This is a genomic window from Streptomyces sp. HB132 (genome assembly GCF_016909575.1).
Lineage (GTDB): Bacteria > Actinomycetota > Actinomycetes > Streptomycetales > Streptomycetaceae > Streptomyces.
In genome coordinates this window covers 54,152-68,552 of the sequence record NZ_JAFBGA010000024.1, presented here as the reverse complement: position 1 = coordinate 68,552, position 14,401 = coordinate 54,152, and the positions used below count along the sequence as shown (strand labels likewise).

The window sequence follows — 14,401 nt, the reverse complement described above, 5'->3', positions numbered from 1 at the left end:
CCCGGTCCGCCGCTCGGGAGCTCCCGCCCCCCCGGCCCCCCCCGGGGGGGGGGGGGGGGCCCCCCGCCCCCCCCCCCCCCGGGGGGGGGGGGGGGGGGGGGGGGCCCGCCGCCCCCCCCCCCCACTCCTTATTCCGGCTTTACCAAAAACTGACCGGGTGGTCTTTCTCACCACCCGTCAACCCCTTATTACGGTCGCGTAGGTCACATTCGAGGGTGCAGGATAAGCCCTTGTGGCAGACGATTCGAGAAACAGACAACGAGGCATCATCGGGTCGTACGCGGCGATCGGCGACAGCTTCACCGAGGGCGTCGGAGACCCCGGCCCCGGCGGGACACTCCTCGGCTGGGCGGACCGGTTCGCGGTCCTCCTCGCGGACCAGCTCCCGGTCCCGGACGCGGTGGTCGGCCCCCCGGACGACCCGCACGTGAACTTCCGTTACGCCAATCTCGCCGTACGAGGACGCCTCCTCGACCAGATAGTCGAGGAACAGGTCCCCCGGGCCAAGGAGCTGGCACCGGATCTGGTGAGCTTCTGCGCGGGCGGCAACGACATCCTCCGTCCCGGTTCCGACCCGGACGACGTGGCAGAGCGCTTCGAGCGTGCGGTCGCGGAGCTGACGCAGACGGTCGGCACCGTCATGGTCACCACCGGCTTCGACACCCGGGGCATCCCGGTGCTGAAGCACCTGCGGGGCAAGATCGCCATGTACACCGCACATGTGCGGTCCATCGCGGACCGCTACGACTGCCCCGTGCTGGACCTGTGGTCCCTGCGGTCCGTGCAGGACAGGCGGGCCTGGGACAACGACCGGCTGCACCTCTCGGCGGAGGGGCACACCCGGGTCGCGCTGCGCGCCGCCCAGGTCCTCGGCCTTGACGTGCCCGCAGACCCCGACCAGGTGTGGCCCCCGCAGGTACATCGCGGGACGCTCGAGGTGCGGCGTGACGACATCCAGTGGGCGCGCGAGTATCTCGTCCCGTGGATCGGCCGCCGACTGCGTGGGGAGTCCTCCGGGGATCACGTCGCGGCCAAGCGCCCCGACCTGCTGCCGCTCTGACCGGGCGTCGGCTCCCGGCTGCTCCCGGCCCTCCTCGGCGGCTGCTCAGCGGGTCACGAAGGGCAGGGGGCGCCTGGCAGGGGCCGGGGACACCAGCCCGTCCGGGACCCGGGGCGCGAGCCCGTCCGGGGTGGGTGGCGCGAGCCCGTCCGGAGCGGGTATCCGCACCGGACGGGTGGGTATGCGCTCCAGCACGCCGCCTGCGAAGACGTCGTACAACGGCAGCGTCTCCAGGTGCACATAGCCGATGTGGCAGTCGCACACGTCCCGCGGGCAGCTGCGCGGGCCGAGCGAATCCCGGTAGCTGCCGTCGTAGAGATTGCCCAGCTCGGCACGGACGAAGTGACAGCGGCGCACCGTCCCGTCACCGTCCACCGATACGACGGACTCCCCGGTCCGGCAGGGCAGCCCGGCCGAGCGGTGGGGATGCCTGCTGTAGGGGAACAGCGGGTCCAGGACCGTCCAGCGGGCCGCCTGATCATCCGTGTAGGTCTGCCCCTCGGCGGCGTTGACCCAGAGGTACACCTCGGGCGGCAACGCGGAGCGCAGTCTGCGGGCCTCCTCCAGATGCTCGTCGAGCCCGACGACCCCTACGCTGTACCGCACCCCCAGGGCCGTCAGCTCCCGACACCGGCCGAGGAAGCGCTCGTACGGCGTCTGCCCGGGGTGGTAGGTGCACCACAGGGCGACCTTGTCGCGCTCCGCCTCCGCCAGCCAGCCGGTCCGGCCGCTGAGGTTGGTCTGGATGGCGACCCTGCCGATGTGCGGCAGTCGCGACAGCTCGACGAGCGCCCTCCGGTACCAGGACCGCACCAGCGCCTCGCCCCACGGGGTGAACAGCACCGACAGCCGGTCGCCGGTCTGCGCGGCGGCCCACGTGGCGAACCGTTCCAGGGCGGCGCGGTCGGACCGCAACTGCTCTCCGGTGTCCCGCCGCTTGGCGAAGGGACAGTACGGGCAGTCGTAGTCGCACGAGGCCAGCGGGCCGCGGTAGAGGATCGTCAGGTCCGTGTTCACAGGCTCGCTCATTTCGCTTCGTAAGCGGCCATCGCGGCCCGCACCGCGGGGGAGAACAACTCGGGGCCCAGAGCGTCGGAGTGTGCCAGCCCCTCGGGGGAGAGGCGCAGCAGTGCGGGGGCCGCCGGATCGTCCAGCCAGCCGCGTCGGCCGAAGAGCTCCAGCTCGGCGGGGAAGTCATCGTACGGATCCGTCCCGAAGCGCTCGCGGTACTCGGCGGGCCGCAGGCCCTCCGCCTGGAGGAGCGACTGCAGGAGATGGCGTCGGCGCGCCTCCCCGCCGTCGACGTACCGGCCGACCTCCGCCCGGGAGAAGTCCGCCGTGGTGGTGAAACCGTCGATGATGCCCCGGATCTCCCGCATCTCCACCGCGTAGTCGAAGGAGTAGTGGAGGGAAGAGGTGTACGAGCGGGCGCCGCAGCCCAGCCCGATCATGCCGTCGGTCTGGCACGCGTAGTCGTCGGGGCCCGCGTGGGGGGCGTCCGTGCGGCGGAACATCCGCATCGACACCTGCTCGTAGCCGTGGGCCAGCAGATGGTCGCGGCCCTCCCGGTACAGACGCAGCCGCTGTTCGTCCCAAGCGGTGTCCGGCCCCGCCTGCCTCTCCGATTCCGCCTGCCCCTCCGCCCGCTGTGCCCCGGTGCCCAGCCGCCCGAGACCGGTCAGGGGGCGGACGTACAGCGGGTAGAGGTACAGCTCCTCCGGGCTCCAGGCCAGGGCTGCGTCGAGCGAGGTACGCCAACTCGCCGAGGTCTGACCGTCGATGCCGTAGATCAGGTCGATGTTGAGCACCGGGATGCGGGCATCGCGGATCCGGCCGAGTGCCGCCTCCACCGCGGAGCGGTGCTGCGGACGCACCGCGGCCCTGGCCTCGGCATCCACGAAGCTCTGCACACCGATGCTGATCCGGGTGGTGCCCCGGGCGGCCAGTACGGCCAGCCGGTCCGCCGTCGCCGTCGCCGGAGAGGTCTCGACCGACAGGGGCACCGCGCTCAGATCGGCGCCCATCCGCTTCTCCGCGATGTCGCAGAGGCGCTCCAGCTCACCGGCGGTGAGGAAGGTGGGGGTGCCGCCGCCGAACGCGGCGGCGGCGAAGCGTACCGGCTCTTCGTCACCCAGGGCGTCCCGGACGACAGTGGCCTGCCGGTCGAGAGCGTCGAGATAACGAGTGGTCAGCTCCTCGGGGGCGCCGATCCGGGTGAACAGATTGCAGAAGCCGCAGCGGACCTCGCAGAACGGTATGTGGAGGTAGAGGGAGAGCGCGTCCTTGCGCTCCGCCGCCCACAGCTCCCTGAGCAGCGGACGGCCGGCGGGGTGGCCGTCGAGCGGGCGGTAGGCGGTCTTGTGCGGGTAGGCGTAGACGTAGCTGCGGTACGGGCCGGTGCTGTGGGTGGTGCCGGTCATCGGGTCGCCCCCGGTTCGAGGAAGAAGTGGGCATAGGGCACGGTCCAGACGGCCTCGTGACCGATCCGGTGGCCGGTGTAGCCGTCGTCGCCGTACGCGGTTCCGTGATCGGAGCAGACGATGGCGAAACACCGGCCGCGGCTGCTCGCGGCCGCGAAGAGACGCCCGATGTGCCGGTCCACGTACTCCAGGGCCGCGGCGTGGGTGGCCCTGGAGTCACCCGCGTCGGCGGTGGCCCCGGGAAGGTGGAACCAGTTGGGCTGGTGCAGTGCGGACACGTTCACGAAAAGCAGAAGCCTCCGGTCCACGGGGAGTTCCGCGACGATCCGCTCCGCGCGCGAGACCTGCGCCTCGAAGGACGTCGGAGAGACGACACCGAACTCCGGCTCCCAGTGGCTCTCCTGGAACATGCCGGGCAGCACCGAGCCGAGCGGTGGGCGCCGGTTGAAGAAGCCCACACCGCCGACGCACACGGTGCGATATCCCACGGCGGCGAGGCCGGAGAGGAAGTCGGGTGTCTCGTGGACGAAGGTGCCGTCCGCGGTCGACTCACTCCCCGCGAAACGGGCCGCGAAGAGCCGTGGATGAGGCCCTGGCGCGGCAGGCGTCGGCAGGAAGCCGGCGAAGATCGCCTGGTGGGACGCGTAGGTGAAGCTGCCCGGCGCGTGCCGCTTCTCCCAGACGCCGCCGGGCAGGTGCCGTACCAGATTCGGGATGCGCCCGGCAGCGGCCAGTTCCTCGGCCACGTCGAACCGCAGGGTGTCCAGGGTGACGAGCAGCAGATCGTGGCTGCCCACGATCGCGTTCATGTCGGGGCCCGAGGCCGCGCCGTCGCGGGACGTCGGGTCGTCCGGGGTCTCCGCGACGCGGTACGTGGGATCAGGGGGCGTCGATGGCACGGTCGTTCCTTGCCCGGCCGTCACTGGTCCGGCCTGTCTTTCGGCGGTCGTCGCCCGACCTGCCGTCGTATGAAGAAGCCGCGAGAACCGCGGCGACCTGCGCGCCGTACGTGTCCAGGCCCTCGGCGCCGCTGCCCGGCAGACCGGTCAGACGCGGCAGGAGATCCCCGAACGCGTTCACCTCACCGACCGCGAAGCGCCGCCAGCCGGTCGCAGGCAGCAGATCGACGCCTACGCACAGTGTGTCCGGGAAACAGGCCGCGGCCCGCTCGCACACGGCCAGAGCAGCCTTCCAACTGCCGCCCGCCGTCTCGACGGCGGCTCGCACCTCGTCCAGGTCACCGCGTGCGCCGCCCAGGTGGAGATTGGTCATGGGGGACCGGCTGGTGCGCACGACGGCATGGGTCGCGCGCCCCGCGACCACGAGGACCCGGAGGTCGGCAGCCCGCCCGCGCTGGGTGGCCTTGGGCAGCCAGCGCTCGATGTGCAGTCCGTCCGGGGCCAGTGCGTCGACGAGGTCCCCCACTTCGGCTTCCGTCGTACAGCGGCGCACCCGGAGCGAGTTGAACAGCCGGCCCTCCTCGTCCCGCTCCACGGAGGTGGCCGCCCGGATCCTGCCCGGGCCGGCCGATTCCAGGGCCATCACACCCGAGGCGGAGGAACCGTGCGCGGGCTTCACGAACACCCTCGGCATGTGGTGGTCCGCCATCAGCCGGCGCACGTCGGCCCACCCCCGCACGGGGGCCGCGCCACGGCCCGAGGTGGGGGAGTCAGGAACCGGAACCCCGGAAGCGTTCAGCACGCCGTGGCAGAGCCGCTTGTCGAACATCACCGCGATGTCCCGGGGGCCGTCCAGCAGCACCGCATCCGCCGCCGCGGCCACCCGCGCCACCTCCTGTACGGCTGAGGTGAAGCGGGCGTACCAGAGGGCCGAACCCTCGACCCTGGTCGGATCGTCGCCCCCGCGCAGCAGACGGTCAACCTCGGCGTCCTCACCGGGCGAATCGATGCGCACGGTCTCCCCCTGAAGGAAAACCGCCTCTTCGCGCAGCACCTCCAGCCAGGAGACCGTGCGCGCCGCGGGCAGCCCGGCGTCGCGCACGGCGTCCTGGAAGAGGGCGACCCTGCGGTTGGCCGGGACACCGACGACCGCGAGGCGCGGCGGCCCGCTATTCGCTGCCGGCGACACGGCGGGCCTCGTGGTCCTCGGGACCCCTGTCGTCCGCCCGGCCGAGCTCGAGCCGGACACCGGCCCGGGTGCACGGCCACCCGCCACGGGAGACGAACAGGGCCGGAAGGCCGCTGCGATGCGGGTCCGGTGCGGACAGGCGGGCGAGGGGCCGGACCTGTGGGGGCAGGGCGCGGACCGTCGGGCCGTGGGCGTTGCCGGTCATCGCGCGCTCACTCCGCCACCGCGGTGTAACGGCCCTCGGCGCCGCCGCCGTCCCACGGTTCGTTGCGGTCGGACAGATCGACCGACACACCGTGCGGCTCCAGTGCCTCCGCGACACGGCGCTCCATCGGCTCGGTGAGGAAGTGGTGGTGCAGGTCGAGCGAGGCGAGATGGGTGAGCGGCTGACCTTCGAGCAGGGCGGCCGCACCCTCGTCACCCAGCGTGCCGTTCGACAGATCGAGCGTGCGGAGCTGCGCCACGACCGGGGCCGAGGCGATCGCCGCCGCGATCTCGTTCTGCAACTCGCTGTTGCGCAGACCCAGATGGCGCAGCCGTGGGAAGCGGGTGCCGGTGAGCAGTGGCGCCAGATCAGGGACCACCGCGTCGCCCCCGTACACGGAGACGCCGAGCCAGAGTTCCAGACGCTCCAGCGCCGGCAGTTCACTGCCCAGCATTCCCCGCAGAGCCTCCGCGGGCAGCCCACCGCTCTCGACGACGAGCCCCCGCAGGGACTCGTGTTTGACGGGCGGGAATATCAGATCCGTGCCGCCGCGCACACCGAGGTGGGTCAGGTCAGGGAAGGCGTCGAGCAGCGCGGTGACGTCGGACTGCTCGATCCACGAGATCTCGGCCTCCTCCGCCACGAGGTCCCCGACGAACACGGCCCTGAGCGAGGTCAGCCGGTCGGCCGCGGCGACGACGAGGCCGATGGGATAGGCCGACGTCTCCTCGTACGTCTCGCCCCACTGCCCGATGATGAGCGCTTCGACGCGTGACGGATCGACGGCTTCGAGGAAAGCGTTGAACTTCTCCTCCCAGCTGGCGTCTCCTTCGTCCGGGAGGAACGGGTCGACGCTGATGCGCCAGGCCGCGGCAGCGGCCGGGGGACGGGGCGTCCCCTCGGTCCCGCTCCGGAAATCGACGGCCGGGAGGCCGAGCAACTCGTGCAGACGGTCCGCTTCGGACATGGCACTGAGCTCCTGATACTGGGGGCGACTGATGTCCGCAAGGTTTATCAAGTGCCACTGACAGTCGCGTGACCGGGCCCGGGTGGCCGGTTCGCCCGGCACGGGAAACCCCTCGGTGACAGAACCCGAACCGTCACCGAGCCGCCCTGCCCGGCTGCCGATGTCAGACCCCCCTCGTAGCGTTTTCCCTGTGGCCGGCACGGAGGGTGCCGGGACGAAGGGGAGACGTCTGTGTACAGGCAGGGTGACGTTCTGATCGTCGAACTCGAGGAGTCCGAGGTGGCCCCGCGCTTCCTCGACGCACCGGGTGAACTGCGCGACGGGCGGGGGAGACTCGTCCTGGCGCTGGGAGAGGTCACCGGCCACGCGCACGCGGTGCAGGGGCCGGGCAGGCTGATGCGGGAGGAGGGGCCGTTCGGCCCGATGCTGCTCCATCTCCCCGAGGGCGGACGCGTGGTCCATGAGGAGCATGCCGCGATAGCGCTGCCGAAGGGATGGTTCCGCGTCGTTCGCCAGCGTGAGTACGCCCCCGGCGCGGTCCGGATCGTCGCGGACTGATCCCGCCGGCGCGAGCGGGTCTTGGTGCCGGGCGTCCGGTGATGTGCGGTCAGGAAACAGGAACAGGGGACGGGGAGTACCGATGCAGTATGTGAACGCGTGGCGGGCTGTTGCGGCGGCGACGGGCGCGGCCGACCGAGGTGCGGCCGAGGACGGGGTGAGGCTCGCCTACCGCCTGGCCGGGCTGGCGGAGCCGGAGCGCATCATCTGGGCGGACTCGCCCAAGGCCGCTGTCGAGGTGGTGGAGAAGCTGTCCGGCGCGGGACGCTCGGTGCGCGAAGAGGTCCGCACCCGCCCCTGGGCGGAGGAACGCCGACGGATCTACGACGAACTGGGCCCGGCCGGCTGGTCCGCCCTCTGGTCCGCCACCGGCGCCCAGTTGTGGGAGACCATGGCCGCACTGGCCGAGCGGATACGCATCGGGATCGTAGCCGAACTCGCCACGCGGCCCGAGGACGAGTCCGCTGTCCGCCTGCTGATGCTGGACGCGGTACTCGGCCAGCACGACGCGGCCTGGCTCGCGGCCTTCGACGGCCGTGGTGACCGGCTGACCGGACTGGCCGAGGTCGCCAGGAACGCCGGCTGGTGGTGGCCCTACGAGCACGTCGCTGTGATCAGTGAGCGGCCCGAGGCACTTCATCGCGACGAGGCGGGACGGCTCGACCGGGGTGACGGGCCGGCCCTCGCCTACCCGGACGGCTTCGCCCTGTACGCCTGGCGCGGAATGCCCGTTCCCGTCGAGTTCCTGGACAGTCTGGCGAGCCTGACTCCGGATCGGATACGCGCCGAGGAGAACGCGGAGCTGCGTCGCGTGATGCTCGAGTACTACGGATACGACCGCTATCTCGCCGAGTCGGGCGCGAAGCCGGTGCACCGGGACGAGACCGGAATCCTCTGGCGCATCGCGATGGAGGGGGACGAGGACGTCGTCATGGTCGAAGTCGTCAACTCCACCCCCGAACCCGACGGTACGCACCGCACCTACTGGCTGCGGGTGCCGCCCAGGACCCGCACCGCGAAGGAGGGCGTCGCCTGGACCTTCGGGCTCGAGGGCGAGGTCTACGCACCTGTGCGCCAGACCTGACGGACGTGAGGCCGCGCTCGGCTGTTCCCGGGCGCGGGCACGGGGAGAGCTCGGGTGTCCGGGGCAGCGGAGGTCTCAGGCGGTCAGTGCCGCGTGGTCCATACCGAGCTCGCGGGCGAGCGCCTCCTCGGTCCACCGCAGCATCGTGGCCCGGGAGAGCGGGCCCGCGTACGACGTCATCTGGACGGCCAGCCCGTCCAGAAGGGCCGTCAGCCGCCAGGCCACGGACATCGGGTCCTCGCAGTGGAACTCACCCGCCGCAGCGCCCTCCTCGATGACCTCGGTCAGTTCCGCCTTCCACTGCTGGTCGAGATCTCCGGCCACATCGCGCAGCACCGGATCACGCAGGGAGGACGCCCAGCCCTCGATCCACAACCTCCACCCCTTGTCCTGACCGGTCGGCGCGTACCAGCGAACGGCGGCACGGAGCCGTCGGACCGCGCTGGTGCGACGGGTCAGCAGTTTCCGCAGATGGGCGAGATCGGCCTCCGCCGCGTAGGCGAACGCGGAGGCCACCAATTTCTCCTTGGACGAGAAGTGGTAGAGCACCAGTGCATTGCTCACGCCGAGAACGGCGGCCACATCGGCGATCCGGACCGCGGACACGCCCCGGACCTCGATCTGCTCGACGGCGGCGCGCAGGAGTTCCTCACGACGCTCCGCCACGCTCAGTCGTACTCTCGTCACGCGGCCAGCCTAACCAACGTGCTGCTCCGGACTTCCGCCCCCGTACCCGATGACCTACCTGTACCAGCCGAACCGCTCGGCCATCACCGGCAGACGGTCCGCGACGATGGCGTGCGCGGCTTCCCGCGGCGTGCAGCCGTCCGCCGCCGCCCGTTCCAGAACGCTGTCGATGAGCGCGCGCATGGAGCGACGGGTGCGCGCGAACGCCTCCTCGGCGTCGGGCCCGATCTCCCCGAACAAAGTCCACCACCACCACGCGTTGGTACCGGAGTTGACGACCACATCGGGCAGCACCGTGACACCGCGCTCGGCGAGCAGTGACTCCGCCTCCGGGAGGACCGGCATATTGGCCGCCTCGACCACCCAACGTGCCCTGATCAAAGTCTGGTTCACGGTGTTCACGGCATACGACACGGCGGCCGGCACCAGAACCTCCGCGTCGGCGGCCAGCCAGGCATCGGCCGGGAGCTCCTGGTCCCCGTTCCGCAGCACCCCACGGTCCACCGTCCCGTGTGGGTCACGCGCGGCCAGCAGCGCCTCGACGTCCAGGCCGGCCTGATTGCCGATCGTCCCCTCGACGTCCGCCACGGCGACGACCGTCAGCCCGGCCCGGGAGAGGAAGCGGGCCGTCGCCCCGCCCATCGTGCCGAGTCCCTGGAGGGACACACGGGCGTCGCCGTGCGGCACGCCCGCCCGGTCCAGTGCGGCGAGCGCGGATTCCGCCACCCCGCACCCGCCGACCAGCTCGTCCAGCCCGATCCCGTCGACCGTGACGGCGAAGGCATCCGCCAGCCGCTGCCGCGCCCCCGTCTCGTCGTCCAGCAGGGGGTAGGCCGCCTGCACAGTGGACACCAGTCCGGCCTCCCTCGCGGCCCGGTCGACGAGGTCCTGACTGAGCCCGAGGTCCTCGCCGGTCGTCCACACATGCTCGACGTACGGGCGCATCGCCCGCAGAAAGCGGACCAGCACCCCGTAGGCGGCGGGGGCCCGCGGGTCGCAGTCGATGCCACCTTTGGCGCCGCCCAGCGGGATGTAACGCGCGCCCGGGTTGTCGGCGTCGAAGTGCAGGGCCTCCTTCATCGACATGCCACGCGCCAGTCCCGTCACCTCCGCGAGGCTGCAGCCCTGCCTCATCCGCAGCCCCCCGCTCGACACGCCACGCACCAGCCGGTCGACGACGAGGTAGCCCTCGGTGCCGGTCACGTGGTCCGTCCAGGTCACGGAGATCAGCGGAGCGGGAGAGAGGGACGTCATGGGGCCGCTCCTGGAGCACGCGAGTCCGTTTACTGAACAGCGAGTCAGTATTGGTAGGCGCGACACGGTTGTCAACGTCCGCGGAACTCCAGATGTGACATGACCGTGCGCCGAATGCGGAATCCTGCGGAGGGCGCGGACGTTGGATCCGGCATGACGGACTTCGAACCCGCGCGCGAGGCGCTGCTCCGCCTCCTCGGGGAGTGCGACGGCGGGGTGCTGGTCACCCTCAAGCGGGACGGGCGGCCACAGCTGTCCAACGTGAACCACGCCTACTACCCCGAGGAAGAGGTGATCCGCGTGTCCGTCACTGAGGGCCGGGCCAAGACCCGCAACCTCCGCCGGGACCCGCGGGCGAGCTACCACGTGACCAGCGACGACCGGTGGGCCTGGACCGTCGCCGACGTCACGGCCGAGCTGACACCGCCCGCCGGCGACCCCCACGACGCGGTCGTGGAGCAGCTCGTCACCCTCTACCGGGACGTCCAGGGCGAGCATCCCGACTGGGACGACTACCGCCGGGCGATGGTCCAGGACCGCAGGGTCGTCCTGACCCTGCGGATCGAACACGTCTACGGCCAGCCGCGTGTCTGAAGCGACACGCCCCGAGGTACGAGCGGCTCCGGGGAGCGCGGGCACGCGCTCCGTTCACCGTCGAGCCCTCGCCCTGCCGTAACCCCCGACCATAATGAGACGACCGACTCCCTCTGGAGATGTTGTGACCGGCGCAGACCATCAGCCCACGCTCCGTACCCGACTCCGCTCGCTGCGCCCCGACGCCTTCGGGGCGGACCCGGCCGGGGCACGCATGGAGCGGATCCGCCGCTCGCCCAATTTCGCCGACGGAGTGTTCCAGAATCCGGAAGGGGCACGGACCAGGCCGTCCGGCTCCATGCTGGAATTCGCCAAGGTGTACTTCCGCAAGGAGGAACGCGCCCGCAGATCCCCGCTCGGCACGGTGCCCGTTCACGCCACGACCCTGGCGGACCTGGCCGAGCCGCCTGCCACGGGCCTACGCGTGACCTGGCTGGGCCACTCCAGCGTGCTCACCGAGATCGACGGCCGCCGGGTGCTGTTCGACCCGGTCTGGGGCGAGCGCTGCTCGCCGTTCGCCTTCGCGGGGCCCAAGCGGCTGCACCCCGTCCCGCTGCCGCTGGCCTCGCTCGGGCCGGTCGACGCCGTCGTGATCTCCCACGACCACTACGACCACCTCGACCTGCCGACGATCAAGGCGCTCGCGGGGACGGACACGGTCTTCGCGGTGCCACTCGGAGTGGGGGCCCACCTCGAGCGCTGGGGCGTGCCCCTGGACCGCATCCACGAGCTCGACTGGAACGAGACCGCGCAGATCGCGGGCATCAGCCTGACCGCTACCCCCGCACGGCACTTCTGCGGGCGAGGACTGCGCAACCAGCAGCACACGCTGTGGGCCTCGTGGGTCGTCGCGGGCCCGGAGCACCGGGTGTACCACAGCGGGGACACCGGCTATTTCTCCGGCTTCCAGGACATCGGTGCCGAGCACGGCCCCTTCGACGTGACGATGATCCAGGTCGGCGCCTATTCGGAGTACTGGCCCGACATCCACATGACACCGGCCGAGGGCCTGCGGGCACACCTGGACCTCCAGGGGGGCAAGCCGCACGGTGCGCTGCTGCCGATCCACTGGGGCACCTTCAACCTCGCCCCGCACCCGTGGTCGGAGCCGGGGGAGTGGATGAAGGACGCCGCCGACGAGGTGGGGCAGGCGCTGGCGCTCCCCCGTCCGGGCGAGCCGTTCGAACCGTCCGGGAAGTTTTCCTCCGAGGCTTGGTGGCGGGCGGTGTCATCGCCCGTTGTGCGGCCCTGGCGCCGTCCGGAGACGGCAGATACGCCACCGGTGCACCGCGAAGAAGTCGACCTTGCGGGCGAGCGGTGAGGCAAGGGCATGGCGCTCCCGGGTAGCTGTCCGGCTGCTGGGTGGCACCCCGCGTGAGGAGCGGGACCGGTCAAGGGAGTCCACCGAGGAGTCATAAGGCGCCCGTACCGCGGCCGAGTTCGGAGTCCAGGCAGTGCTTTTCGACGTCACCCGCAGCGGACTCGCCGACGCCCTCGGCGAGGACCGGCTCGCGACCCTGCCCGCCACCGCCTTCCCGCCCACCACCGCGGACACCGAGGGTGCCCGCCTCCTGCAGACCGTCGGCCTCCCCACCGGGACGCTCCACCTGCGTGAGCCCGACGCGGACTCCGGTCGGCTGTCCCTCGTCCAGGACGTCGTCGACGCCGAGGATTTCGAGGACGCTTCGGTGAGCGCGGGGCATTGGCCCGTCATCGGCTGGTTGCTCAACGCCCACCTCGCCCTCGACCCCGTTTCCGGCAAGGTGCACGCCTTCGACGCCGATGACGAGACCGTGCAGGAACTCCACACGGACGTCTCCTCGCTCGTGCAGGTCACCGTCCGGTTCCAGCGTCTGCTCGAGGAGTTCACCTTCAGCGGCGACGACGGTGACGAGGAAGCCGACTTCGAGCGCCTTGAGCGCGAGGTCGAGCGCATCCGGCAGGAGACGAGCAGCATTGACCCGCTCCCCTTCCGGGACGACGGGACCGCCTGGTCGGTGGTGGGAGAGGAGATCGCCGCAGGCCAGCGCTTCAAGGGCGACAGCCCGGGAGCCCGCTCGCTCTACGGGTGATACGCCGGCAGGTGCCGCCCGCGCACCGCGCGCTCTGCGCGATGCCCAGGCCGCCTACCCCGGACCGGTCGAGCGGGTCGTCCGTGAAGTACGGAACCTCGGCGGGGCGTGCGTCTGCCGGGCGCGTCCCCGGCCGACGGCTGACCCTCGGCGAGGAGTTGGCCACGTCACTGCCGGTCGACTCGGTAGGTGGCGACAGCGGTTCGCACCGTGCGCTCTCGTCGTGTCCCGCGCACCGTCATTAGTTGTGATCTGTTGACATGCCGAACCGTGCTCGCTTTACTCCATCCAGCGCCGGAGTCGAGCACTCTGCGCCAGAGGTACGCCCAGCCGGTATCGCGGTCCACGCACCGTAAGCCCGGACTGAGTCGCCAGGATCCACGCAGTGCGTGGGGTCCGAGGCGGGGACGTACCCTCCACTTCCGGGAGCTCTGGATGTCCCCCACCCATCGTGTCCGCTTTCGCGGGCGGGTCCCTGTGGCAGTTGCTGCGACAGCGGCTCTGATCACTGCACTGTTCGTGTCCTCCACCGCGAACGGCGCGTCCCAGGCGGCGACGCCTCCGCCGGCACACGCCGACTTCGACTACCAGATCGGCGAGCCGTACACGCCGCCGGCCGGAGTGAAGGTCGTGAGCCGTGACCACAGTGCCTCACCCGCGGCGGGCCTGTACAACATCTGCTACGTCAACGCCTTCCAGGCTCAGCCGGGAGCCGAGAGTGAGTGGGGCGACCTGCTGCTGCGGGACGCCGACGGCGACATCGTCTACGACGAAGGGTGGGGCGAGGCGATTCTGGACATCCGGAGCGACGCCAAGCGGCAGCGCATCGCCGCCAAGGTGAACTCCTGGATCGACACGTGTGCGACCAAGGGCTTCCAGGCCGTCGAGCCCGACAACCTCGACACCTTCGCCCGGACCGATCTGATCAGCGAGGCGAACGCGAAGACGTTCGTCAGGATGCTCGCCGACCATGCCCATCAGCAGAACCTCGCCATCGCGCAGAAGAACACCGCGAACTTCTCCCTCGCTCGCGACGAGACGGGCCTGGACTTCGCCGTCGCCGAGGAATGCGGTGAGTGGGACGAGTGCGGGGACTACACCGAGGGGTTCGGTGACAACGTCATCGTGATCGAGTACAAGGCCTCGGCATTCGAGGCGACGTGTGCCGATTTCGGCAGCCGGCTCAGTGTCGTCCTGCGCGACGTCGACGTCAGCGCCCCGGGTGACAGCGGGTACGTCCGAAAGACCTGCTGACTCTTCCGGGGCGGGCCCGCGGTGGGACAAGCGGTCGATGCGAGCAGGACGCGGGCGTCGGTCCGGAGCGACTCCTCGCCCTGTACGGCGAGGCCGGCCTCGGACACCGGAGGCGAAGCCTTGTCCGTGATCAGCCGCAGCCCGGAGTGACATGCGTG

General features: G+C 71.1%; 15 protein-coding genes. 7 read left to right on the top strand and 8 right to left on the bottom strand.

What is annotated here, in order from left to right; genetic code table 11:
• The first annotated feature begins 232 nt into the window (after positions 1-232).
• On the top strand, positions 233-1,060 hold the full coding sequence (locus tag JOC24_RS31675) for an SGNH/GDSL hydrolase family protein (protein ID WP_205023889.1): 828 nt from the start codon (positions 233-235) through the stop codon (positions 1,058-1,060).
• Positions 1,061-1,105: 45 nt separating this feature from the next.
• Here the strand turns inward: JOC24_RS31675 and JOC24_RS31670 are convergent, their stop codons facing one another.
• The 6 genes from JOC24_RS31670 to JOC24_RS31645 all read right to left on the bottom strand — a co-directional run bounded on the left by JOC24_RS31670 (position 1,106) and on the right by JOC24_RS31645 (position 6,740).
• Positions 1,106-2,089 (bottom strand): STM4011 family radical SAM protein, encoded by a 984-nt coding sequence (locus JOC24_RS31670; protein ID WP_205023888.1) that lies wholly within the window; start codon positions 2,087-2,089, stop codon positions 1,106-1,108.
• On the bottom strand, positions 2,086-3,480 hold the full coding sequence (locus JOC24_RS31665) for an STM4012 family radical SAM protein (protein ID WP_205023887.1): 1,395 nt from the start codon (positions 3,478-3,480) through the stop codon (positions 2,086-2,088). Before JOC24_RS31665 ends, JOC24_RS31670 begins: the two co-directional genes overlap by 4 nt.
• Positions 3,477-4,289: an STM4013/SEN3800 family hydrolase gene (locus JOC24_RS31660; protein ID WP_205023894.1), complete on the bottom strand. Its 813-nt coding sequence runs from the start codon at positions 4,287-4,289 to the stop codon at positions 3,477-3,479. Before JOC24_RS31660 ends, JOC24_RS31665 begins: the two co-directional genes overlap by 4 nt.
• Before the next feature lie 70 nt (positions 4,290-4,359).
• On the bottom strand, positions 4,360-5,568 hold the full coding sequence (locus JOC24_RS31655) for an STM4014 family protein (protein WP_205023886.1): 1,209 nt from the start codon (positions 5,566-5,568) through the stop codon (positions 4,360-4,362).
• Positions 5,549-5,773: a hypothetical protein gene (locus JOC24_RS31650; RefSeq protein ID WP_205023885.1), complete on the bottom strand. Its 225-nt coding sequence runs from the start codon at positions 5,771-5,773 to the stop codon at positions 5,549-5,551. The genes JOC24_RS31655 and JOC24_RS31650 overlap by 20 nt, the downstream gene beginning before the upstream one ends.
• Positions 5,774-5,780: 7 nt before the next feature.
• Positions 5,781-6,740 (bottom strand): STM4015 family protein, encoded by a 960-nt coding sequence (locus tag JOC24_RS31645; protein ID WP_205023884.1) that lies wholly within the window; start codon positions 6,738-6,740, stop codon positions 5,781-5,783.
• Positions 6,741-6,971: 231 nt separating this feature from the next.
• Between JOC24_RS31645 and JOC24_RS31640 the strand changes: the two genes are divergently transcribed.
• Both JOC24_RS31640 and JOC24_RS31635 read left to right on the top strand, forming a co-directional pair.
• Positions 6,972-7,298, top strand: a complete 327-nt coding sequence (locus JOC24_RS31640) for a hypothetical protein (protein ID WP_205023883.1) — start codon at positions 6,972-6,974, stop codon at positions 7,296-7,298.
• An 82-nt stretch (positions 7,299-7,380) separates the two neighbouring features.
• Positions 7,381-8,382, top strand: coding sequence for a DUF6745 domain-containing protein (locus JOC24_RS31635; RefSeq protein ID WP_205023882.1), 1,002 nt, complete (start codon positions 7,381-7,383; stop codon positions 8,380-8,382).
• A 75-nt stretch (positions 8,383-8,457) separates the two neighbouring features.
• Here JOC24_RS31635 and JOC24_RS31630 read toward each other — a convergent pair whose 3' ends face one another.
• On the bottom strand, positions 8,458-9,069 hold the full coding sequence (locus JOC24_RS31630) for a TetR/AcrR family transcriptional regulator (protein WP_307792794.1): 612 nt from the start codon (positions 9,067-9,069) through the stop codon (positions 8,458-8,460).
• Between the two features lie 54 nt (positions 9,070-9,123).
• The gene (locus tag JOC24_RS31625) at positions 9,124-10,323 is read right to left on the bottom strand and encodes a Glu/Leu/Phe/Val dehydrogenase dimerization domain-containing protein (protein WP_205023881.1); all 1,200 of its coding nucleotides are present in this window, start codon (positions 10,321-10,323) and stop codon (positions 9,124-9,126) included.
• Between the two features lie 153 nt (positions 10,324-10,476).
• Between JOC24_RS31625 and JOC24_RS31620 the strand changes: the two genes are divergently transcribed.
• The 4 genes from JOC24_RS31620 (at position 10,477) to JOC24_RS31605 (ending at position 14,243) form a co-directional block, all read left to right on the top strand.
• Positions 10,477-10,917 carry a PPOX class F420-dependent oxidoreductase gene (locus JOC24_RS31620; RefSeq protein ID WP_205023880.1) on the top strand — a complete coding sequence of 147 codons (441 nt, stop codon included), beginning with the start codon at positions 10,477-10,479 and terminating at the stop codon, positions 10,915-10,917.
• Between the two features lie 124 nt (positions 10,918-11,041).
• Positions 11,042-12,238 (top strand): MBL fold metallo-hydrolase, encoded by a 1,197-nt coding sequence (locus JOC24_RS31615; protein ID WP_205023879.1) that lies wholly within the window; start codon positions 11,042-11,044, stop codon positions 12,236-12,238.
• Between the two features lie 133 nt (positions 12,239-12,371).
• Positions 12,372-12,989 (top strand): SUKH-4 family immunity protein, encoded by a 618-nt coding sequence (locus JOC24_RS31610; RefSeq protein WP_205023878.1) that lies wholly within the window; start codon positions 12,372-12,374, stop codon positions 12,987-12,989.
• A 435-nt stretch (positions 12,990-13,424) separates the two neighbouring features.
• A complete protein-coding gene (locus JOC24_RS31605) occupies positions 13,425-14,243 on the top strand; it encodes an endo alpha-1,4 polygalactosaminidase (RefSeq protein WP_205023877.1) in 819 nt (272 codons plus the stop codon).
• Positions 14,244-14,401: the final 158 nt, after the last annotated feature.

Coding starts and splice junctions, on each gene's coding strand:
- JOC24_RS31645 (WP_205023884.1), bottom strand. CDS start 6,740: ATGTCCGAAGCGGACCGTCTGCACGAGTTGCTCGGCCTCCCGGCCGTC.
- JOC24_RS31620 (WP_205023880.1), top strand. CDS start 10,477: ATGACGGACTTCGAACCCGCGCGCGAGGCGCTGCTCCGCCTCCTCGGG.
- JOC24_RS31665 (WP_205023887.1), bottom strand. CDS start 3,480: ATGACCGGCACCACCCACAGCACCGGCCCGTACCGCAGCTACGTCTAC.
- JOC24_RS31660 (WP_205023894.1), bottom strand. CDS start 4,289: ATGAACGCGATCGTGGGCAGCCACGATCTGCTGCTCGTCACCCTGGAC.
- JOC24_RS31650 (WP_205023885.1), bottom strand. CDS start 5,773: ATGACCGGCAACGCCCACGGCCCGACGGTCCGCGCCCTGCCCCCACAG.
- JOC24_RS31635 (WP_205023882.1), top strand. CDS start 7,381: ATGCAGTATGTGAACGCGTGGCGGGCTGTTGCGGCGGCGACGGGCGCG.
- JOC24_RS31605 (WP_205023877.1), top strand. CDS start 13,425: ATGTCCCCCACCCATCGTGTCCGCTTTCGCGGGCGGGTCCCTGTGGCA.
- JOC24_RS31670 (WP_205023888.1), bottom strand. CDS start 2,089: ATGAGCGAGCCTGTGAACACGGACCTGACGATCCTCTACCGCGGCCCG.
- JOC24_RS31625 (WP_205023881.1), bottom strand. CDS start 10,323: ATGACGTCCCTCTCTCCCGCTCCGCTGATCTCCGTGACCTGGACGGAC.